The 21,487-nt window shown below is 68.6% G+C and carries 19 protein-coding genes; 6 read left to right on the forward strand and 13 right to left on the reverse strand.

Annotation, left to right across the window (positions count from 1 at the left end):
- Positions 1-5 precede the first annotated feature (5 nt).
- Complete coding sequence (gene gluQRS / locus LRA89_RS07655; RefSeq protein WP_230769670.1) at positions 6-878, reverse strand: tRNA glutamyl-Q(34) synthetase GluQRS; 873 nt, start codon at positions 876-878, stop codon at positions 6-8.
- A gap of 77 nt (positions 879-955) precedes the next feature.
- On the opposite strand from gluQRS, the gene LRA89_RS07660 reads away from it, so the two are divergent.
- On the forward strand, positions 956-1,522 hold the full coding sequence (locus LRA89_RS07660; RefSeq protein WP_230769671.1) for an HNH endonuclease: 567 nt from the start codon (positions 956-958) through the stop codon (positions 1,520-1,522).
- 433 nt (positions 1,523-1,955) lie between these two features.
- Here the strand turns inward: LRA89_RS07660 and LRA89_RS07665 are convergent, their stop codons facing one another.
- The gene (locus LRA89_RS07665) at positions 1,956-2,318 is read right to left on the reverse strand and encodes a DUF4440 domain-containing protein (protein ID WP_230769672.1); all 363 of its coding nucleotides are present in this window, start codon (positions 2,316-2,318) and stop codon (positions 1,956-1,958) included.
- 136 nt (positions 2,319-2,454) lie between these two features.
- Here LRA89_RS07665 and LRA89_RS07670 point away from each other — a divergent pair, with 136 nt between their 5' ends.
- The 3 genes from LRA89_RS07670 to LRA89_RS07680 all read left to right on the forward strand — a co-directional run bounded on the left by LRA89_RS07670 (position 2,455) and on the right by LRA89_RS07680 (position 7,010).
- Positions 2,455-4,719, forward strand: coding sequence for a transglycosylase domain-containing protein (locus LRA89_RS07670; RefSeq protein ID WP_230769673.1), 2,265 nt, complete (start codon positions 2,455-2,457; stop codon positions 4,717-4,719).
- 375 nt (positions 4,720-5,094) lie between these two features.
- Positions 5,095-6,096 (forward strand): threonine aldolase family protein, encoded by a 1,002-nt coding sequence (locus tag LRA89_RS07675; protein WP_230769674.1) that lies wholly within the window; start codon positions 5,095-5,097, stop codon positions 6,094-6,096.
- Positions 6,093-7,010: a DMT family transporter gene (locus LRA89_RS07680; RefSeq protein WP_230769675.1), complete on the forward strand. Its 918-nt coding sequence runs from the start codon at positions 6,093-6,095 to the stop codon at positions 7,008-7,010. The genes LRA89_RS07675 and LRA89_RS07680 overlap by 4 nt, the downstream gene beginning before the upstream one ends.
- Here LRA89_RS07680 and LRA89_RS07685 read toward each other — a convergent pair.
- The 3 genes from LRA89_RS07685 to LRA89_RS07695 all read right to left on the reverse strand — a co-directional run bounded on the left by LRA89_RS07685 (position 6,920) and on the right by LRA89_RS07695 (position 11,381).
- Entirely contained in the window at positions 6,920-7,747 is an 828-nt protein-coding gene (locus LRA89_RS07685; protein ID WP_230769676.1) for an NAD(P)-dependent oxidoreductase, read from the reverse strand. The two genes, LRA89_RS07680 and LRA89_RS07685, sit on opposite strands and share 91 nt — an antisense overlap.
- A gap of 171 nt (positions 7,748-7,918) precedes the next feature.
- Positions 7,919-9,535 carry a M28 family peptidase gene (locus LRA89_RS07690; RefSeq protein ID WP_230769677.1) on the reverse strand — a complete coding sequence of 539 codons (1,617 nt, stop codon included), beginning with the start codon at positions 9,533-9,535 and terminating at the stop codon, positions 7,919-7,921.
- Between the two features lie 154 nt (positions 9,536-9,689).
- Entirely contained in the window at positions 9,690-11,381 is a 1,692-nt protein-coding gene (locus LRA89_RS07695) for a M20/M25/M40 family metallo-hydrolase (protein WP_230769678.1), read from the reverse strand.
- 101 nt (positions 11,382-11,482) lie between these two features.
- On the opposite strand from LRA89_RS07695, the gene pepN reads away from it, so the two are divergent.
- Positions 11,483-14,074: an aminopeptidase N gene (gene pepN / locus LRA89_RS07700; RefSeq protein WP_230769772.1), complete on the forward strand. Its 2,592-nt coding sequence runs from the start codon at positions 11,483-11,485 to the stop codon at positions 14,072-14,074.
- Between the two features lie 73 nt (positions 14,075-14,147).
- Complete coding sequence (locus LRA89_RS07705; protein WP_230769679.1) at positions 14,148-15,284, forward strand: GGDEF domain-containing protein; 1,137 nt, start codon at positions 14,148-14,150, stop codon at positions 15,282-15,284.
- Positions 15,285-15,450: 166 nt separating this feature from the next.
- Here the strand turns inward: LRA89_RS07705 and LRA89_RS07710 are convergent, their stop codons facing one another.
- From LRA89_RS07710 to pyrE, 8 genes are read right to left on the reverse strand one after another with little or no spacing between them, the layout of a single operon-like run.
- Positions 15,451-16,647, reverse strand: coding sequence for a glycosyltransferase (locus LRA89_RS07710; protein WP_230769680.1), 1,197 nt, complete (start codon positions 16,645-16,647; stop codon positions 15,451-15,453).
- A gap of 12 nt (positions 16,648-16,659) precedes the next feature.
- Positions 16,660-17,175 carry a DUF2141 domain-containing protein gene (locus tag LRA89_RS07715; RefSeq protein WP_230769681.1) on the reverse strand — a complete coding sequence of 172 codons (516 nt, stop codon included), beginning with the start codon at positions 17,173-17,175 and terminating at the stop codon, positions 16,660-16,662.
- On the reverse strand, positions 17,172-18,092 hold the full coding sequence (locus LRA89_RS07720; protein ID WP_055758962.1) for a hypothetical protein: 921 nt from the start codon (positions 18,090-18,092) through the stop codon (positions 17,172-17,174). Before LRA89_RS07720 ends, LRA89_RS07715 begins: the two co-directional genes overlap by 4 nt.
- 42 nt (positions 18,093-18,134) lie before the next feature.
- Entirely contained in the window at positions 18,135-18,773 is a 639-nt protein-coding gene (gene maiA, locus LRA89_RS07725; protein WP_230769682.1) for a maleylacetoacetate isomerase, read from the reverse strand.
- Positions 18,770-19,711, reverse strand: a complete 942-nt coding sequence (gene lepB / locus LRA89_RS07730; protein ID WP_230769683.1) for a signal peptidase I — start codon at positions 19,709-19,711, stop codon at positions 18,770-18,772. The genes maiA and lepB overlap by 4 nt, the downstream gene beginning before the upstream one ends.
- A gap of 11 nt (positions 19,712-19,722) precedes the next feature.
- Complete coding sequence (gene acpS / locus LRA89_RS07735; RefSeq protein ID WP_230769684.1) at positions 19,723-20,124, reverse strand: holo-ACP synthase; 402 nt, start codon at positions 20,122-20,124, stop codon at positions 19,723-19,725.
- A 10-nt stretch (positions 20,125-20,134) separates the two neighbouring features.
- Positions 20,135-20,863: a pyridoxine 5'-phosphate synthase gene (locus tag LRA89_RS07740; protein WP_230769685.1), complete on the reverse strand. Its 729-nt coding sequence runs from the start codon at positions 20,861-20,863 to the stop codon at positions 20,135-20,137.
- Positions 20,860-21,441, reverse strand: coding sequence for an orotate phosphoribosyltransferase (pyrE, locus tag LRA89_RS07745; RefSeq protein WP_230769686.1), 582 nt, complete (start codon positions 21,439-21,441; stop codon positions 20,860-20,862). The genes LRA89_RS07740 and pyrE overlap by 4 nt, the downstream gene beginning before the upstream one ends.
- Positions 21,442-21,487: the final 46 nt, after the last annotated feature.

The raw sequence follows: 21,487 nt of genomic DNA on the forward strand, positions 1-21,487 counted from the left end.
TGAAGCTAGGGACTTGTGGTGCCGATGCCAAGCGGTAGCCGGCCGGCGCGCAGATCGTCGGCCAGTGCCGGTCCGTCGACGCCGCTCGCGCGCAGCAGCGCCAGCGCGGGCGCGCCGCTGCGCTTGGCGAGGCGCTGGCCATCGGGGCCGGTCAGTAGCGGATGGTGGCGCCAGGTCGGGACCGGCAGGTCGAGCAGCGCCTGCAACAGCCGGTGGATAGGGGTAGCGTGGAACAGGTCGACCCCGCGCACGACATGGGTGACGCCCTGCGCAGCATCGTCGACGGTGACGGCGAGGTGATAGCTGGTGCCGGCGTCCTTGCGCGCGAGGACAACGTCGCCCGAGGCGAGCGGATCGGCGGCGATCGTGCCGGCGATCTCGTCGGTCCATGTCAGCGGACCGGCGATCGCCACCGCGCGAGCCATGTCGATCCGCCATGCGTGCGGGCGGGCGAGCAGCGCGGGGTCGCGGGGCAGCGCGCGGCAGGTGCCGGGGTAGCGCACCCCGTCCGCGCCGTGCGGGGCCGACGCACTGTCGGCTACCTCGCGGGCGATGTCGGCGCGGGTGCAGAAACACGGGTAGAGCAGGCCCTGCGCGCGCAGCCGATCGAGGGCGGCGGCATACTGCGCCATCCGCTGCGACTGGAACACTACCTCGCCGTCCCTTGCCAGCCCGAGCCAGTCGAGATCGGCAAGGATGCCGGCGACATGCTCGGGGCGGCTGCGGCCGGTGTCAATATCCTCGATCCGCAGCAGGAAACGGCCGCCCGACACCCGAGCGCGATCATGCGATTCGATCGCGGCGAGCGCGTGGCCGAGGTGGAGCGGCCCGGTGGGGCTCGGGGCAAAGCGGGTGACGACGCCACCGGTTTGACTCATGGGGTCGCGCCGTGCTGTCATGCCAGCGTAATCGATGCTGATCATATCGGCTGCGACCTTTACGCGAGGGGGACTTCATGTACCATCCCGATCGCCTCCGCCATCCCGATGGCTGTCCCGCGCTGGTGCTCAACGCGGACTATACGCCATTGAGCTATTATCCCTTGAGCGTCTGGCCGTGGCAGACGGCAGTGAAGGCGGTGTTCCTCGACCGCGTCGACATCGTCGCGGAATATGAGCGCGAGGTGCGCAGCGCGTCGGCCAGCATCAAGCTGCCGTCGGTGATCGCGCTCAAGCAATATGTGCGGCCGTCGGAGTTTCCGGCGTTCACCCGCTTCAACCTGTTCCTGCGCGACCGGTTCAGTTGCCAGTATTGCGGGGCGGCGCACGACCTGACGTTCGATCACGTCATCCCGCGCGCGCAGGGGGGCCGGACGACATGGGAAAATGTCGCCACCGCCTGTGCGCCGTGCAACCTGCGCAAGGGGGGCCGGACGCCCAAGCAGGCGGCGATGCCGCTGTATGTCGCGCCGATCCGCCCGACGAGCTGGCAGTTGCAGGAACAGGGCCGACGCTTCCCGCCGGGCCATCTGCACGAGACGTGGCACGACTGGCTGTACTGGGATGTCGAGCTGGAGGCGTGATGGGGGCGCGGCCGGATCGCGCCACTGCCACCCGGCGTCATCCCAGCGAAGGCTGGGATCTCCCAGGGCTTGGGCCGATCGACATTCAGCTATTTGGGTGCAGCCCGTAGTCGGAAACCCCACCGTCCTTCGTCACCCCGGACTTGTTCCGGGGTCCACCTGGCGGCGCATGCTGTGGCAAGTGCCTCGAGCGGAATCGATCGCCGCACTGTGGACCCCGGAACCAGTCCGGGGTGACGGAGATGGTCTTTGCTGGCGTCACGCCTGACTGAATGTCGATCGGCTCTAGGGCGAGGCAGGAGCCGCGAGAGGCCCCAGCCTTCGCTGGGGCGACGTTTTGTTCGGATGAGTAGGTCCTCTCGCGACTCCTGTCGGGCAGAAGCCGCGGGAGATCCCAGCCTGCGCCGGGATGGCGTCCGGTTCGGCGTAGCGGCTATTCGCCCTTCGAGGTGAGCGGCGGGGTCTGCTGGTGCTGGACGACGGTCCAGACGCCGTGTTCGATCCACCGATAGGTCGAGGTGCAATAGGCCAGATACGCGTCGCCGCCCTTGTGCGCTTCCGCCTTGTAGGCGACGACGATCAGCCCTTCCTGCGGGCGGGCGACCTGGCGGTCGGTCAGCGATACCTTGTCCCAGCGCGGGGTGTCCTTTACCGCGTCGATCGCCTGTTTGCCGGTGAACACGAACGGCGGGGCGGGCAGGACCATGAGACATTCGTCGTCGACCGATTCCTCGTAATGCGCGGCATCGGCGGTCCACAGGCTTTCCTCGAAGCTCCAGATGCGATCGTCGTCCATGGTCGCTTGTCTCCAGTGATTGTGGAGGGCCCAGCGCGTGGCAGCACCCGGCGGTTCCGGCGAGGGTGCGCGGCGGACGGTTCGGCCCGCCGCAACGCCGCTTGCGCGCGCTGTCCTATCCCAATAGGACAGTGTGATGTTCCGGCGCCGCGTTTCCCGTACCGACCACGCTCCGTCCGGGGAGTCGCCCGACCCGAGGATCGCGCCGGGCGACATCGGGCGGCTGTCCCGGCCCTTGTCGGGCGAGGCGCTGGCGCGCAGGCGGACGCTGGACGGAGCGCCGGTCGAGCCGCCGCGCACGCTGCGCGACGATCCGGGGACAAGGCGGCAGCGGATCGATGCGTTCGACGGCGCGCTTGCCGCGTTCGACCGGTCGTTCCCCGGCGCGGGCGGCGGTGGCGGTGGTGGCGATGGCGGCGGCGGTGCGGAGCCACCCCGGCGCAAACGGCCGCTGCGCTGGTATCTGCGCTGGGCGATGCGCGGTCTGGGCATCCTCATCGTGCTGCTGGTGATCGCGATCGCGTGGCTGGCGCTGACCGCGCCGCTGTCCAAATCGCTCGAACCCCCTGCCCCGCCGTCGATCACCTTGCTGTCGGCCGAGGGGAAACCGATCGCCGAGCGCGGCGCGAACATCGGCAAGCCGGTCGACGCCGCCAAACTTCCCGCGCATGTGACGGAAGCGTTCATGGCGATCGAGGACCGGCGGTTCCGCACCCATTGGGGCGTCGACCCGCGCGGCATCGCGCGCGCGCTGTGGACCAACACCGCGGCGGGCGGCGTGCGGCAGGGGGCGAGTACGATCACCCAGCAGCTCGCCAAGAATGCGTTCCTTGATTCGGACCGGACGGCGGCGCGCAAGCTGCGCGAAGTGATGATCGCCTTCTGGCTGGAAGCGTGGCTGACCAAGGGCGAAATCCTGTCGCGCTATCTGTCCAACGCCTATTTCGGCGACAATGCGTACGGCCTCGACGCCGCCGCGCGCCATTATTTCAGCCGCGCGCCCAAGGACCTGACCGTCGGACAGGCGGCGATGCTGGCGGGACTGGTCAAGGCGCCGTCGCGGCTTGCCCCGACCGACAATTTGAAGGGCGCGCGCGCGCGGCAGAAGGTGGTCGTCGGCGCGATGGAAGCGGCGGGCTATCTGACGCCGGCCGAGGCCGACCGCGTCCAGCCGGCCGTGCTGCGCGTCGGCGGCACCCGGACGTTGCCGTCGGGCACCTATTTCGCCGACTGGGTCTTGCCGCAGGCGCGCGACCGCGCCGGCGGGATCGGCGCGGATCGCAAGGTCACGACCACGCTGGAAGTGAAGATGCAGCGCGCCGCCGAGCGGGCGGTGCGGAACGCAGGGTTGAAGCAGACGCAGGTGGCAATCGTCGCGATGCGGCCCGACGGGCGGGTGATCGCGATGGTCGGCGGCAAGGATTACCGCGCGAGTCCCTTCAACCGCGCGGTGCAGGCGCGGCGGCAGCCGGGGTCGACCTTCAAGCTGTTCGTCTACCTCGCCGCGCTGCGCTCGGGCCTCGACCCCGACAGCGACGTGCTCGACGAACCGGTGACGATCGGCGAGTGGAGCCCGAAGAACAGCGACGGGCGCTATCAGGGGACGATCAGCCTGACGCGCGCGTTCCAGCGATCGAGCAACGTCGCCGCCGCGCGGCTGACCAAGGAAGTCGGCGTCAAGAACGTGATCCGCGCCGCGCGCGATCTGGGCATCTCCACGCCGATCGCCAACGAGGCGTCGATCGCGCTCGGCACCTCGACCGTATCGCTGCTCGAACTCACCAGCGCCTATGCCGCGATCGCCGCCGGCGAGGCACCGGTCGTGCCGCGCGGGCTGGCGGAGGAACAGGAGCCGAGCTGGCTCGACAAGCTGCGCTCATCGCGCAAGTCGCTGGGCAAGCACGAGTTGGAGGGGATGCGCACGCTGCTGGCGGCATCGATCCGGCATGGCACGGGCAGCGCCGCGAACCTGCCCGTCGAGGCGTTCGGCAAGACCGGGACGACGCAGGACAGCCGCGACGCGCTGTTCATCGGCTATGCCGGCGGGATCGTCGCCGGGGTGTGGCTGGGCAACGACGACAATACGCCCAATCCGGGGCTGGCCGGTGGCGGATTGCCCGCGCGGATCTGGCGCGACTTCATGCGCCAGGCGCTCGACCTGCGCGCGCCCGAACCGGTGGTGGCCGAACCCGAACCAATCGACAATGCGATCGACGCGGTACAGGAAGCGCTGGGCATCCCCGACGAGGGGCCAGTGACGATGGAGGGGCCGGGGTTCGACGTGTCGCTCGATCGCGACGGGCAGGTCCGGTTCAACCCGCGCGAGGAACGGCGGCGCGAGAACGACGGCCCGCCACCGCCCGAGGACCGCCGCGCCCCGGAGGATGAGGGCGAGCAGTAGGGGGTTTTTCGGGGCATCTTTCGTCATTCCCGCGCAGGCGGGAATCCATAGACGCTGACGTGGGGTCTTGGGCCGCAACCGTTGCGTCTATGGATTCCCGCCTTCGCGGGAATGACGAGAGAGTGTGAGGCGATTCCCCTTTGTCACCCCGGACTTGTTCCGGGGTCTACCGGTCCGCACACGCTGCCGCAGCGATTTCCGGTAGCAACGCTCGCGGACAGGTAGACCCCGGAACAGGTCCGGGGTGACGGTTTGGGTTTGTAGGCCCGACCCTCCCCCATCGTACCCCTATCGCCATCCCACTTCGTACCGGGACCCACAGACGGGTTCGGGCAATTGTTGACCCCTGCCCGCCCGCGTTCCAAGGCGCTGGTCATGCGCTTCTTTTCGGACAATGCCGCCCCCGCCCATCCCGCCGTCCTGAACGCGATCGTCGCGGCAAACGGGCAGGATACCGCTTATGACGGCGATGCGCTGAGCCGGCGGCTCGACGCGCGGTTCGCCGAGCTGTTCGGGTGCGAGGTCGCGGTGTTGTGGGTGCCGTCGGGCACCGCCGCCAACTGCCTTGCGCTGACCGCGATGTGTCCGCCGCATGGCGGCATCGTCTGCCACGCGGACGCCCATATCCAGAACGACGAGGGCGGCGCGCCTGAATTCTACACCCATGGCGCCAAGCTAATGCTGCTGGGCGGCGAGCAGGCCAAGCTGACCCCGGATGCGATCACCGCGTTCCTGTCGACGGTGCGCGACGACGTACATCAGGTGCAGCCGCACGCGATCTCGATCACGCAAGCGACCGAGGCAGGGTGCGTCTACACCGCGCAAGAGGTCGCAGCGATCGGCGCAATGGCGCGAGAACGCGGGCTGGGGCTGCATATGGACGGCGCGCGCTTCGCCAATGCGGTGGCGCATCTCGGCTGCACGCCCGCCGAGGTGACGTGGAAAGCGGGCGTCGATGCGCTGAGCTTCGGCTTCATCAAGAACGGCGGCATGTCGGCCGAGGCGCTGGTGTTCTTCCGCCCCGAACTGGCGAAGGTCGCGAAATATCGCCGCAAGCGTGCCGGGTTGCTGGCGTCGAAGGGGCGGTTCCTCGCGGCGCAGTTGCTGGCGATGCTGGACGACGACGTGTGGCTGGCCAACGCGCGCACCGCCAATGCCGGGGCGGCGATGCTGGCGCAAGCCGCGAGCGCGCGGCTGGTGCATCCGGTGCAGGCGAACGAGGTCTTCGTGCGATTGAACGTGCAGGAGGCTGCCGGTCTGCGCGCGCAGGGGTTCGATTTCTACGACTGGGGCGTGGGGCAGGCGCGGCTGGTGGTGGCGTGGGATCAGGGGGCCGACGTCGTGGCACCACTGGCCCGCGCGATCGCGGCGCTGTGAACGACGCCGCCCCGCCCCGTTCGGCGAGCGCCGCCGTGCTGGTGCCGTTCGGCATCGTCACGCTGATCTGGGGATCGACGTGGATCGTCATCCGTGACCAGTTGGGCGTGGTGCCGGCATCCTGGTCCGTCACGTATCGCTTCGTGATCGCGGGGGTGACGATGCTGGCATGGGCGGCGATGCGCGGCGACCGGTTCGCGCTTGACCGGCGCGGGTGGCTGTTCGCGGCGGGCCTTGGGCTCGCGCAATTCTGCCTGAACTTCAATTTCGTCTATCGCGCCGAACTGCACATCACCTCCGGGCTGGTGGCGTTGATGTATGCGTTGCTGATCGTGCCCAATGCGGTGCTGGCGCGCGTCTTTCTGGGGCAACGGATGGGCGGGCAGTTGCTGGTCGGATCGGGCATCGCGCTGTGCGGCGTCGCGCTGCTGTTCCTGCACGAAGCACGGGTGCGTCCCGAGAGCGGGAGCGAGGTGCTGCTGGGGCTGGGCATCGCGCTGGCGGGCGTGTTCGCGGCATCGGCGGCCAATGTGATGCAGGCGACGCCGACCGCGCGGGCCTATCCGATGGTGCCGGTGCTGGGGATCGCGATGCTGATCGGTGCCACGATCGACGCGGCCTATGCCGGGGCGACGGTGGGGGCGCCGGTGTTCGACTGGCGGTGGAGCTATGTCGCCGGGCTGTTCTACCTCGGCATCGTCGCGTCGGCGGTGGCGTTCACGCTGTATTTCGGTCTGATCCGGGTGATCGGCCCGGCCAAGGCGGCGTATAACGGCGTGATCGTGCCGGTGATCGCGATGCTGTTGTCGACCCTGTTCGAGGGTTATCGGTGGTCGCTGCTGGCCGGGGCCGGCGCGGCGCTGGCGCTGGCCGGGCTGGTGGTGGCGCTCAAGGCACGCAGGCCGAACCGGTAGTCAGGATAGGCCGGGGTCCAGCCGAGCACGCGCCTGGCCTTGCCGTTCGCGACGCGGCGGTTCTCGGCATAAAAGGCGCGGGCCATCGGGCTGAGCGTCTCCAAGGCCACGAACGGCGGCGGGGCTAGGCCCAATAGCGCGGCGGCATAGGCGACGACCTCGTTCTGCGAACATGGCAGGTCGTCGGCGAGGTTGTAGGCGCCGGCGGGCGCGGTGAGGCCGCGCGCGACGCCATCGGCGATGTCGGCGACATGGATGCGGCTGAACACCTGATCGGGCAGGTCGACGCGGTGGGCCTTGCCCTCCGCCACCCGGTCGAGCGGCGAGCGGCCGGGGCCGTAGATGCCGGGCAGGCGGAACACGCGCGCGCCCATCGCCAGCCATTGGACGTCGGCGGCGTTGCGGTTGGCGCGGCGGCCGGCGATGGGCGATGCCTCGTCGACCCAGCCGCCGCCGGCATCGCCATACACCCCGGTCGAGGAGAGATAGGCGAGGACCGGACCGCCCAGCAGATCGCGGTAGGCATTCAGCACCGGATCGCCATCGGCATCGGGCGGGATGCTCGACAGGATGGCGGTGGCGGCGCGCGCCTCGAACGCCACCCGATCATGGTCGGCGAAGGCGATGGTGCCATCGCGACCGTCGCGGGTGGTGCCGGCGACGCGCCAGCCGTGCGGCTCCAGCCGGTCGGCGATGGCGCGGGCGGTGTAGCCCATGCCGAAGATCAGGAGGCGCATGGTCGTTCGCTTTTGTTCGTTCCGATCCCGCCATCACCCCGGACTTGTTCAGGGGTCCACCGTGCCGAGCACGCAGCGACCACGGCGCTTGCGGACCCGTGGACCCCGGAACAAGTCCGGGGTGACGATGGGGGTGGATGCGCGGTCATCGTCAACACCCCCATCAACCGATCACTTCGCACCATAGCCATTATAGAGCAGGCCGAAATAATCGCCCTTGTTCCAGCGTGGGCGGGCGTCCGCATCGGCGAGGTCGAGCGCGATGTCGTGGTTGAGCCCCACGAACGCGCGCCCCGCCGCCCAGTCGAACGCCTGGGTCATGTCGTCGCCCGGCTGGTGGTAACGATGTTCGAGGAAGTCGGCGATCGCCGCCTTGCCCGGGCCGGCGGGACCGGTGTCGAGCGATACCGCCGGGATACCCGCCTTGACGAAGCTGTAATGGTCCGACCGGACGAAGATCGCTTCCTCCGGTTCGGGATCGGGGGTGAGTTTCAGCCCGCGCGCGGCGGCGGCGCGGCCGACCGCCTGCGCCACGGTCGAATGGTCCGCGCCGATCGCGACGAGGTCCTCGAAGCGATAGGTCAGGATCGGCATGTCGAGGTTCACGTCGGCGACGATGCTGCCCTTGGGCACCGTCGGATTCTGCGCGAAATAATCGCTGACGATCAGGCCCTTTTCCTCGGCGGTGACGCTCACGAACAACAGGCTGCGGCGCGGCTTCTTCACGTCGGTGGCGAACAGCTTGGCCGCCTCGATCATCGCGGCGGTGCCGGCGGCATTGTCCATCGCGCCGTTGTTGATCCGGTCCGCGCCGGCCGGCAGGTCGGGATCGGTCGAGACGCCGATATGGTCGAGATGCGCCGACAGCGCGACATACTGGTCGCGCAAGGCTGGGTCGCTGCCGGGGAGCTTGCCGACGATATTGCTGCTGTCGAATCGGGTGACGACCCCGCGCTGCTGCGTCGACACGCGCACGCCGGTGGCCCCGCGCGGGATCGGCTGGCCCGCCGCATCGGCCTTTACCACCGCCGCCCAGTCGATCTTCGTGCCGGTGAACAGCTTGGCCGCGCCGGTGGCGCTCAGCGCAGCGACCGCCTGCGCGGTGGGGGCGACGACGTGCGGCACGCCGTCCTTGCTCACCCACGTCATCCGCTTCGCACGCCAGATGCCGGCGATGTAGCTGAAGGGATAGCGCTTGGCCTGTTCGGCATTCTCGATCGCGATCACGGCCGTAGCGCCCTTCGCCGCCGCCGTCGCGCGCTTCGAATCGCTGCTGGCCAGATGGGCGCGGATCTCGCTCGGCAGGCCGGCGGGCGCGCCGTAGAGATAGGCGACGATCTTCCCCCGCACATCAAGGCCCGCATAGTCGTCGACCCCATGCGTCGCATCGACGACGCCGCGCCCGACGAACACCACCTCGCCGCCGCGACGGAAGTCGGCGTCGCGGAAGCTGGTCGGGGTGATATAGTCGGTGCCGAAGGTCAGCGCCGGGCGACCGGGCGCGGTCAGCCGCCCCTCGCCCGCCGGCACCAGCGCGGCGAGCGGCACCTTTTGCAGATAACCGCCGTCGTCGCCGGCAGGTTGCAGGCCAGCCGCGCGGAACTGATCGGCGACATAGGCCGCCGCGCGGTCATATTCGGGGGTGCCGGGCTCGCGCCCCTGCATCGCGTCGCTGGCGAGGAACGCGACATGCGCGCGCATCGCCGCCTGATCGGGCGGGAGGACCGGTGCGGTCTGGGCGAGCGCGCCGGTGGAGGCGAGGAGCAGCGCTAGGGGCAGGAGGCGCATGGGGGGTTATCCTTCAGGTCGCGAACACGACAACCATCGTCATTCCAGCGCAGGCTGGAATCTCCCGGTGGCGGAGCGCGACCTTCGTCACCGGGAGGCCCCAGCCTGCGCTGGGGCGACGTTTGCGGACAGGAGGACTATCGCCCCCCGTCCCTCACTTCGCGCCGTACCCGTTATACAGCGTGCCAAAGAAATCACCCTTGTTCCACGCCGGGCGCTGGGGGGCGTCGGCAATGTCGCGGGCGATCTGGTAGTTCACGTTGATGAAGCGTTCGCCCGATTCCCAGTCGATCGGCGGCCCCTGCACGACCTCGTCCGAGGGCTGGTGATAGTTGTTCTTGAAGAACGCATCGACCGCCGCCTTGCCCGGCCCCGACGTGCCCGGCCACAGAAAGACCGAGGGCACGCCCTGCTGCACGAAGCGATAATGGTCCGAGCGGACGAACAGCGCCATTTCGGGCATCGGATCGGGCGAGAAGCTGGCCCCGGCCTGCGCCGCCGCGCGCTTGACGATGTCGCCCAGGCTCGATCGCGCCGCGCCGAAGGCGATGACATCGGTGAACTTGTAGGTGATGATCGGCATGTCGAGATTGACGTCGGCGACCATCGTGCCGCCGGGGATGACCTTCGCGATCGTCGGGTTGTGCGCAAAATAGTCGGAGCCGACGAGGCCCTTCTCTTCGGCCGTGACCGCGAGGAACAGGATCGAGCGGCGCGGCGCCTTGCCCGCCGTCTTGAAGCGCTTCGCTTCCTCGATCAGCGAGGCGATGCCGACCGCATTGTCCATCGCGCCGTTGTAGATCGTGTCGCCCTTCGCATTCGGGCTGCCGATGCCGACATGGTCGAGATGCGCGGAGAGCACGACCGTCTCCGGCGCGACCGTGGGATCGCTGCCCGGCAGAATGCCGGCGACGTTGTAGCTGGGCAACGGGGTGGTGGCGGTGTTGATCGCCACGTCGAGGCGGGGCTTCAACGCCAGCCCGCGGAATTTGCCCTTGGCCGAGAGCGCCGCGGCGGCCTTCGCCCAGGTGGTGCCAGAACCGGCGAAGAGCTTTTCGGCACCCGCCGCCGACAGCGTCGCGAGTGTCGGCACGCCGTCGCCCATGATGTGGCCACGGCCATCGGCTTCGGCCCAGGTGACGCTGGTCGGCTGCGCGGTGGCGACGGTCTTGCCCATCGGCATGCGTACCGCCGCTTCGGGCGTCTGGAGCGCGATGATCCCGACCGCGCCCTTCGCCTTCGCAATCGCCGCCTTGGTCGGCAGGCCACCGAAATGCGCCGCTTCCTCGCTGTCCAGCCCCTCGGGCGCGCCGCGCACCACCGCGACGATCTTGCCCCGCACGTCGAGCCCGGCGTAATCGTCACGCGACGGCAACGACACGCCATAGCCGACATAGACGACCGGTGCCGCCAGCGTGGTCTGCGCCGACGCCGGATTGACGCCGGGCAGATAGTCCTGCCCGAAGGTCAGCGGCTGACCGTTCAGGGCGAGCTTGCCCATGTCGGCCGGGCCGACCTTGAGGAGCGGCACGCGCTGGAGATAGCTGCCGTCGTCGCCCGCCGGGCGCAGCCCCGCCGCATAGAATTGCGAGGCGACATATTGCGCCGCGATGTCGAATTCGCTCGATCCCGCGTCGCGGCCGCGCATCGCGTCGCTGGCGAGGAACATGACATGCGCCTTCATCGCCGCCTGCGCCGGCGGCAGGACGGCGTTGATCTGGGCATTGCTCGCCTGAACCTCGGCGGCGGTCGGCGCGGCGGGCGTGGCGGGTGCGGGCGCAGGCGGCGTCTGGGCGAGCGCGGCGGTGCTGAACAAAAGACCAAGCGACAAGGCTGGACGGAACATTGGAATCCTTCGACAAGCGATCATAGATACAGGCGTACCGCCAGTCGGGGCGGCGTGCAACGCGCCGGCTGCCGCCGGCACCAACGGAAGTTCCTATGCTTATGCTCGACGCGACGCGCACCCCGATCGCCCCGCCCGTCATCCGGCGTGATGCGTATCGCGCGCCCCCATGGCAGGTGCGCGACGTGGCGTTGGATTTCGACCTCGATCCGCGCGGCACGCATGTCACCGCGACGCTGTCGGTGGTGCGGCATGGCGACGAGCCGTTGCGGCTGGACGGCGACGGGCTGACCCCGCGCGTGGTGAAGGTCGACGGCGTGCCGTTCGATGGCTGGCATATGGACGGGCCAGTGCTGGTCGTGCCGCTCACCGGCGACGCGCATGAGGTGACGACCGAAGTGGTGATAGAACCGCAGGCCAATACCCAGTTGATGGGACTGTACGCCTCGGGCGGGAATCTGTGTACCCAGTGCGAGGCGGAGGGGTTCCGCCGCATCACCTTCTTCCCCGACCGGCCCGACGTGCTGGCGCGCTACCGGGTGCGGATGACCGCCGACAAGGCGCGCTTCCCGGTGCTGCTGTCGAACGGCGATCCGGTGGGCGCGGGCGATCTGGACGACGGGCGGCACTGGGCGGAGTGGCACGACCCCTTCCCCAAGCCATCGTATCTGTTCGCATTGGTGGCGGGCGATCTGGTGGCCAACCGGTCGCATTTCGTCACCGCGTCGGGGCGCGAGGTGGAACTGGGCATCTGGGTCCGCGCCGCCGACCTGGCCAAGACCGACCATGCGATGCACGCGCTGAAAACGTCGATGGCGTGGGACGAGCGGGTCTATGGGCGTGAATATGACCTCGACGTGTTCAACATCGTCGCGGTCGATGATTTCAATTTCGGGGCGATGGAGAACAAGGGGCTGAACATCTTCAACAGCCGCTACATCCTCGCCGACCCCGATACCGCGACCGATTACGACTATGACGGCATCGCTGCCGTGGTCGCGCACGAATATTTCCACAACTGGTCGGGCAACCGCATCACCTGCCGCGACTGGTTCCAGCTCTCGTTGAAAGAGGGCTTCACCGTGTTCCGCGATCAGGGGTTTTCGGCGGATCAGGGATCGGCGGCGGTCAAGCGGATCGAGGATGTCCGGTCGCTGCGCGCGTCGCAATTCCCCGAGGATGCCGGGCCGCTGGCCCACCCGATCCGGCCCGATGCGTATCAGGAGATCAGCAACTTCTACACCGCCACCATCTATAACAAGGGGGCGGAGGTCGTGCGGATGATCGCGACGATCCTGGGGCCACAGGCATTCCGCGCCGGCACCGACCTGTATTTCGCGCGCCACGACGGGACGGCGGCAACCTGCGAGGATTTCGTGGTCGCGATGGAGGAAGCCTCAGGCGTCGACCTGTCGCGTTTTCGCCGCTGGTACGAACAGGCGGGGACACCGCGCGTCTCGGCGATGCTGAAGCATACCGCTGGCGGCGGGCGCGCCACGCTGACGCTCCGGCAGATGGTGCCGCCGACGCCGGGACAGGAGGTGAAGCGGCCGATGGTCCTGCCGCTCAGGGTCAAGCTGTTCGGCGGCGAGACGGGCGAGCCGGCGAGCGAGGAGCATCTGGTGCTGTTGGAAGAGGAAACCGCCAGCGTCACCTTCGAAGTGGTGGCCGAGCGGCCGATCCTGTCGATCAACCGCGGCTTTTCGGCACCCGTCATCGTCGAAACCGATCGCAGTTCGGCCGACCTCGCCTTCCTGAGCGCGCATGACGACGATCCGTTCGCGCGATACGAGGCGATGCAGCAACTGATGCTCGACACGCTGGTCGCATCGGTCGCGGGCGGGCGCGGCGAGCATGACGCGGTGGTGCAGGCGGTGGCGAACACCCTTGCCGACGACCGGCTCGACCGCGCGTTCGTGGCCGAGGCGGTGCTGCTGCCGTCCGACAGTTTCGTCGGCGACCAGATGGGTATCGTCGATCCCGATGCGATCTTCGCCGCGCGTGAGGCGCTGCGGGCCGACATCGGCCGGGCGCTGATCGCCGACTGGCGCGAGGTTTATGCCGCCACCGCCGCGCCCGACGGTTTCGCCTATACCCCCGATGCCAAGGGCAAGCGGCGCTTACGCACCGTGGCGCTGGGCTATGTCGCCGCATCGGGCGCGGCCGATGCCGCCGACATCGCCTTTGCCCAGTTCGATGCCGCCGACAACATGACCGACCGGCAGGGTGCGCTGATGACGCTGGTCAATTCGGATGCCGACGCGCGCATCGCCGCGCTCGACATCTTCTACAACCGGTATCGCGACAATCCGCTGGTGCTCGACAAATGGTTCACGACGCAGGCGCTGTCGACCCGCCCCGATGCGTTTGAACAGGTCGAGGAACTGGCCGGGCACCGCGACTTCACGCTGACCAATCCCAACCGCGCCCGCGCGCTGATCGGCGCGTTCGCGATGAACCAGAAGGCGTTCCACCGGATCGATGGCGCAGGATACCGCTTCCTCGCCGACCGGTTGATCGCGCTCGACCGGATCAACCCGCAGACCGCCGCCAAGATGCTGCCCCCTCTCGCGCGGTGGCGGCGATTCGACGCGGCGCGCGGCCAGCGAATGCGCGCTGAGCTGGAGCGCATCCTGTCGGTGCCCGGACTGTCCAAGGATATGCTGGAGCAGGTGGGCAAGTCGCTGGGGTAAGCGGTTTCACCCCTCGTCAATCAATCCCGGTTAGTCTTTTTCGAATCAATGCGATGCGAAAAGGACCGTGCCGGTGTTCCGGGTGCCCGATGAAACCACGCTGAGCCTGTGCGCGGTCGTCGTCAGCCTGTGTTTCACCGCGACGTTCCTCGCCTTGCGCCTGCGCCAGCCGGCCGAGCGTTACTGGGGATATTGGGCGGCGAGCGGCATCTGTTACATCGTCGGCGTCGTCGGGCTGAGCGAATTGACGAAGCCGATCGTGCCGGCGATCGGTGGCGTCCTGTTCGGCCTGCTCGGCGGGGCGACGGTGCTGACGCTGGTGGGCATGCGCGCCTTTGCCGGCATGCCGGCGTGGCGGTGGTGGATCGTTGTCCTGCTGGCGCTGCCGCCGACCGGGTATCTGGCGGCCGCGTTCCTGTCGTCGGGTGGCACGACCCCCGGCGGATCGCCGTTGCAGCGCATGGTCGGCGGCATGATGCTGACGGTCGTGCTGGGAGGATGCGGCGCGTCGCTGTTCGCGGGCACCGTGGCGCGGCGCGTCGGTAGGTGGTTGCGCGCGGTCGGGGTGGCGCTGCTGGCGCATCTGCCGAGCTATGCGACGGTCCTCGCCTCGGTCTATATCGGGCGCGAGGGCAACGACGCGATAGCGTCCTATCTGCGCATGACGCAGCCGGTGCTGATGGTCGCGATCGACCTGGTGCTGCTGGCGATGCCGGGCATGGTGGCGATGGAGCGGCTGCGCGAGGCGGCGTGGCGCGACGGGCTGACCGGCCTCTACAACCGTCGCTGGCTGGGCGATGGCGAAGCGGCGCGGGCGGCGGCGGGGGCCGGCGTGGCGATGATCGACCTCGACGGGTTCAAGGGGGTCAACGACCGGTGCGGCCATGCGGCGGGCGACCGGTTGCTGGTCGATTTCGCCGCGCATCTGCGGCACTGGGCCGATGCCCATGCCGCCGAGGTGGTCCGGCTGGGCGGTGACGAGTTCCTGATCCTGTTCATGCCCGACGACGAAGTGCTGGCCGCCACGCTGCGCCGCCACCTGGGCACCGCGCCGCATGGTCCGGCAAACGTGCCGCCATGGTCGGCGAGCATCGGCATCGCCCACTGCCCCGCCGGATCGGCGACGTTGCAGGGCGCGATGCAGGCGGCCGACGACGCGCTGTATGCGGCGAAACAGGCGCGGCGGTCGGGCGTGCCCTGCGCCGCATGACAGGATGTCCGAAAATGCGTCGAAACGCATTTTGCGGTGCCGGCCCGCTCCCCCTCCCGACCACCCATTCAGGATACGCTGTGGGTGGTCGGGAGGGAGAGCGGGCCGGCACCGCCTTGAAATTCGCTTTACCGCGAATTTTCGGACAGGCTCTGACCCGCAGTCGTCAGGGGCGCGCGAACCATTTCGGGAAGCGCCGCGCCTTGTCCGCGACCAGCCCCTCGTAATAGCGCATCAGGTCGATCGCATGGTCGCGGTCGGTGCGGACGCGGGCGGCGGCGGCATCGGCGGCGGCCTTTACCGTCGGATAGTCGCGCGCGAACATCCGCGCGATCGCGTCCGCCGCCGATCGCGGATCGCGCGCGGCATAGGTTTCGGCGAAGTCCGGCTCGGCGATCTCGGCACAGCCACCCTCGTCGGGCACGATCAGCGGCAGGCCCGACGCCAGCCCTTCCAGCGCGACGAGGCCGAAGGGTTCGGCGTCCGATCCATGGATCAGCGCGTCGCAGCTCGCCATGATCCGCGCGAGGCGGACGCGGTCGTACACCGGGCGGAAGAGCTGGATATGCGGGCTGTCCTTCAACCGGTGTTCGAGGCGGCGGGTATGCACGCCGCTGCCGATCTGGACCATGCCGACGGGCATGTGATCGCCCGCCATCTCGACTGCGTCGAAGATCATCGGCCAGCGCTTCTCGGCATGATGCCGGCCAAGGCCGAGCAGGAGATGGCCGTGTTCGGGCAGGCCGAGCTGGTCGAGCAGCGAGGCGCGCAGCGCTTCGTCACGATGTTCGGGCGAGAAGAAGCCACGCTGGATGCCGAGCGGCATCGAGGCATGGACCGTCAGGCCGCGCGCGGCATGGCGTTTTTCGAGCGCGGGGCCGTTGGTGACGAAGGCGTCCATCTTCGCCAGATATTTCGCCATGTAGCGCGTCCACCACATGAAGGCGTCCTCGATCCGCTCGCGGCTGGCCAGCTTCTCGAACCAGCGCAAGGGATAGGCGCCGACATTGTCGTTGTGCGCGAAATAGACTTTCACCGCATCGCCCGGCCAGTCGGCGACGATGGTGGCCGGACGCCACGGGCTCGACGCCTCGACCACGTCGGGGTGCAGTTCGTCGAGCAGCGCGTGGATCGCATGCCCGCGCACGAAGATGCCGTAGTTGGGATCGAGCACCAGCGTCGGCGCCTTGACCCAGTGGATGCGGCCGCCGCCGGGGCGTTCCTCGACCGAATTGGCCTTGGCGGGGGCGATGACGATCAGTTCGTGGCCGAGTTCGGCCATGATCGTCATCTTGTGATCGATATAGGTGCGAACCCCGCCGCCGGTCGGCGAATAGAATTCGTTGACGTCGACGACGCGCATGTCCGGGATCGATCAGTCGAGCGGCGCGAAGCCGCCGAGGCCGCGCAGATATTGCGCGCGGACGTTCACCGTCACGACGCCTGCGGACACGGTGACGATCGCCTGCGCCAGTTTCGGCCGGGCGCGGCCGAGCTTGCCCGATCCGACGAAACCGGCACCGTCGCGCATGAAATTGAACTTGTTGCGCCCGTCGCGGTCATGGGTGAACAGCAGCGCGTAGCGGCCGGGTGACGGCGCCTTGATGCACATCTGCACCGCGCCCGATGCCGGCATGTCGCCCCACACGCGGCGAAAGAACTTGCCCTCGGCGCGCAGGTCGCGGTCGTCCTTCAGGAAATCCGCCTCGTTCGCCGGATAGAGTTCGAGCTTCAACCGTCCGGTGCGGTCTTTCAGGCCGGTGACGTTCACCCGGATCGCCGGGCCCTGCCCGCCGTTGCACGCGGCGCCATCACTGCCGATCGACTGGGCGGCTGCGGGCGACACGGCGGCCAGCGCCAGGCCCGCCGCCATCAGGGGCAATCGCATCATTCTTTCCTCGCCAGTGCCGGAAGCCCGAATGCCGCCATCAATACCACATGGGTGGCAAGGGTGAGCGTCGCGACGAACGCGACGAGATCGGAGAGGGCTTCGCCATGGCCTATGAAAATAATCGCGAAGTTGGCGAAAAGAAGGTCCTTGTTCGGCAACAGTGGCAGACGGGCGACCACCAGCCGTCCGGCCGCCAGAAACAACCACCATTTGATCGACACCCCCGGCATCGCGAAATAGCTGGCGATGCCAAAGGCGAGCGAGCCGAGCACGAGGCGCGCGCAATGCACGCCGAAGATCCAGCCGAGCACCCGCGCGGGCAGCGAGAACACCCGGTTGGAAAACAGCAGCAGCAAGCCCGAAATGCCGATCGCCACCCCCGCCGACCATGCCAGCATGCGCAGTTGCGCGGCCGTGAACAGCTCGAACGCGAACGGCAGCGCAAGGAGCAGCATCGCGACGGTCACGATATTGCCGGCGATGCCCGACAGGATCGTCACGTCCTTCACCGCGCCGAACGGGGCCGTGACCATCTTCAACCGCGCGCGCGCCCACGCATAGAAGAACACATCGCCCGAATAGCCGATGACGACGTCGTTCGCGATCCGCTTGCGCACCAGCGCGCCGAACCCGTCGAACGGCAGCTTCCACAAGCGGCGGAAGATGATGAAATCGAACAGCGGCGGCGAGAGATAGGCGGCGGCGAAGAAAAGATAGAACCACGGCGAATCGGGCGCGGCGAGTTCGACCCCGGCCCAGCCATGGTCGAACAATTCCCACGCCAGCCCGAGGATCATCAGCCCCGACAGCAACGCGCCGAGCATGCGCGGCCAGCGCCGCCGGATGCGTTCGAGCGGGACCAGCCCGGCCAGATCGGGTTCCGGGCCGGCCGGCGGGGGGGAAGGATCGAGCGCCATCGCGCCCGTTGACCTATCCTGCCTGTTCACGACTGCATAGCATCAAGCGCGCGACGCCACCGCATCCGGGTGGGCGGCGGCAACCGCCGGCAGTCCGGCGACGCGCGCGTCGATGGCGGCAAGGCGCGGCCAGCGCGCGACGTCGAGGTCGAATCGCCGGGCGTTGTAGCACTGCGGCACGAGGCAGCAGTCGACGACGTTCGGGGTGTCGCCACCGAAGAAGCCATCGGCCGGGGCCTGTACCTCCAGCGCGTCGAACCCTTGCGCGATCCAGTGGCGATACCAGTCGGCCTTGGCCGCCGCGTCCGCGCCGAACTGCGTCTCCAGCCGGCGGAGGACGCGCAGATTGTCGATCGGGTGGATGTCGGCGACGATCACCAGCGCCTGCGCCATCGCCCGCGCCCGAGCGATCGGATCGGCAGGGAACAGGCGCGGTTCGGGATGCGCATGGTCGAGCCAGTCGAGGATCGCCAGCGACTGGGTCAGCACCGTGCCCCCGCCAATCTCGAGCGCGGGCACCAGCCCCTGGGGGTTGCGCGCCAGATGGCCGGGCGAGCGCTGTTCGCCGTTCAGCAGCGACACCTCGACCCGCTCATATGCCACGTTCTTCAGGTTCAGCGCGATGCGGACGCGGTATCCCGCCGACGAGCGGAAATAATCGTGGAGCGTGGTGCCGCTCACTCCGCCTTGCCCGTGGCCGGCACCAGCGAGGTGCCGGCGCGGCCCGGGCGGAACGAGGAGAACCACGTCCGCGGATCGAGGCTGGTCGATCCGTCGAGCGAGAAGGTGAGGAATTCGGCGCGCCCCCCGATATTCTCCCACGGCACCGGGCCACCCAGACCATTCTCCGATTCGGGAAAGCGGCTGTCGGCGCTGTTGTCGCGGTTGTCGCCCATCAGGAACACATGGTTCGCCGGGATGACGGTCGCGGGGTAATTGTCCCCCTGCGAATAGCGATAGTCGATCGTGTCGTACTGCCGCCCGTTCGACAGCGTCTCGCGGTACAGCGGCAGGCGGCAGAATTCGCCCTTGTCGGTCCGCACCAGCGCGCCGGGATATTGCGCGGCGTCGCAGCGGGTATTGGCGTCGACCGGGATCATCGCGTCGCCCATCGCTTTCCGCGGAATCGCGATGTCGTTGATGTAGACGACGCCGCCCGCCACCTCGATCCGGTCGCCGGGCAGGCCGATGACGCGCTTGATGAGATCGGTGTTGCTGCCCGGCGGCTTCACGATCACCACGTCGCCGCGCGTCGGCAGCGATCCCCAGAGGCGGCCATGCCATGCGGGCAACTGCACGCTCCACGTCGCCTGCGGTTCGTGGAGGATCACGTCGCGGACCATCGCCACCGGATTGGGGATCGTCGGCGAGACATAGGACCAGCCATAGGCATATTTGCTGACGACCAGCCGGTCGCCGACGCGCAGCCCCGGCAGCATCGATTCCGACGGGATGTAGAACGGCTTGGCGACGAAGCTGTGGAAGCCCAGCACCACCAGCAGCAGCCAGAACAGTCCGCGCAGTTCGCCCTTCCAGTCCAGCCGCTTGGACGGGGTGGCGGCGGGCATCACGGGAGCGGCACGGTTGCTGCCGCTGTCCAGCGCCATGGGGTCGGCCATCGAACGTCCTTCTACTGGGGGATGGCTTCGATGATGACGAACGCCTGCGCCCAGGGATGATCGTCGGTCATCGTCAGATGTACCCGCGCGACGTGGCCCGCAGGGATCATCGCGTCAAGTCGTGCTTTAGCACCACCGGTGAGCGCCAGTGTCGGTGCGCCCGAGGCGGCGTTGACCACGCCGATGTCGCGCATGAACACGCCCTGCGCGAAACCGGTGCCGACCGCCTTGGAAAAGGCTTCCTTGGCGGCGAAGCGTTTGGCGAACGTGCCGGCGCGGGTGAACGGGCGGCGCGCCGCCTTCGCCTGCTCCACCTCGGTGAAGACACGCTGGACGAAACGGTCGCCGAACCGGTCGAGCGACGCCTGGATCCGCTCGATGTTACAAAGGTCGGAGCCGAGGCCGACGATCATGCCCCGGTCCTCATCGGGCGTCCTCCATCAACCCCTTCATCCGCCGCACCACCGGCCCTAGGCCGTCGAAAATCGCCTCGCCGATCAGGAAATGGCCGATGTTGAGTTCGCGCAACTGCGGAATGGCGGCGATGGGCACGACATTGTCGAACGTCAGGCCGTGGCCGGCATGGACCTCGATCCCGTTCTTGGCGGCGAGTGCTGCGGCATCGGCGATCCGGCGCAGTTCGGCGACCTGCGCCTCGCCCGACAGTTCGGCATAGCGGCCGGTGTGCAATTCGATCACCGGCGCGCCGAGCGCGATGGCGGCGGCGATCTGATCGGCGGCGGGTTCGATGAACAGCGACACGCGGATGCCCGCCGCGCCCAGGTCGCGGACCATCGGCGCCAGCAGGTCGTGCTGTCCAGCGGCGTCGAGGCCGCCTTCGGTCGTACGCTCCTCGCGCTTTTCGGGGACGATGCAGGCGGCGTGCGGCCGGTGGCGCAGCGCGATGCCGAGCATTTCCTGCGTAGCCGCCATCTCGAGGTTGAGCGGGACGGTCAGCTCGCTCGACAGGCGGGCGATGTCGTCATCGGTGATGTGGCGGCGATCCTCGCGCAGATGCGCGGTGATGCCGTCGGCACCGTGGTCGGCGGCGACCAGCGCGGCACGCACCGGATCGGGATAGCCCGAGCCGCGCGCATTGCGCACGGTCGCAACGTGATCGATGTTGACGCCGAGGCGTAAAGGTCCGGTCATGCCGCGCGGCTGCCGGGCTTGATCGCGGGAATCGCGGCGAGATCGGCGGGGAGCGCGTCGGGATGATAGCTCGGCACGTCGAGGCGGATCAGCGGGAAGAACGGCACACCCAGATCGGCCGATCCGTTCGAGCGGTCGACCAGCGACGCGGCGGCCACGACCTCGCCGCCGCCCATGCGGATCGCGGCGATCGCCTCGCGCGACGACAGGCCGGTCGTCACGACATCCTCCATCATCAGCACGCGGGTGCCGCGATCGATGGCGAAGCCGCGGCGGAGTTCAAAGGTGCCGGTCGGCCGCTCCAGAAACATCGCAGTCGTGCCGAGCGACCGGCCCATCTCGTGCCCGACGATCACCCCGCCCATCGCCGGCGCGATGACGACATCGATCGACTCGCGCACGTCGGCGGGCAGGCGGCGGACCAGTTCGTCGGTCAGCCGCGCGGCGCGCTTCGGGTCCATCAGCACGCGGGCGCATTGCAGGTAGCGCGAGGAGCGCAGCCCCGACGACAGGATGAAATGTCCTTCGAGCAGCGCCTGCGCCGCGCGGAATTCGTCGAGGATCGCGTCGTCGTTCATGGCTGCCTTCGTCCCGTGTCTGCCAGTCGCCGCGCCTCTACGCCCG

Origin of the sequence: Sphingomonas sp. Leaf4 (assembly GCF_920939515.1) — a bacterium.
Lineage (GTDB): Bacteria > Pseudomonadota > Alphaproteobacteria > Sphingomonadales > Sphingomonadaceae > Sphingomonas.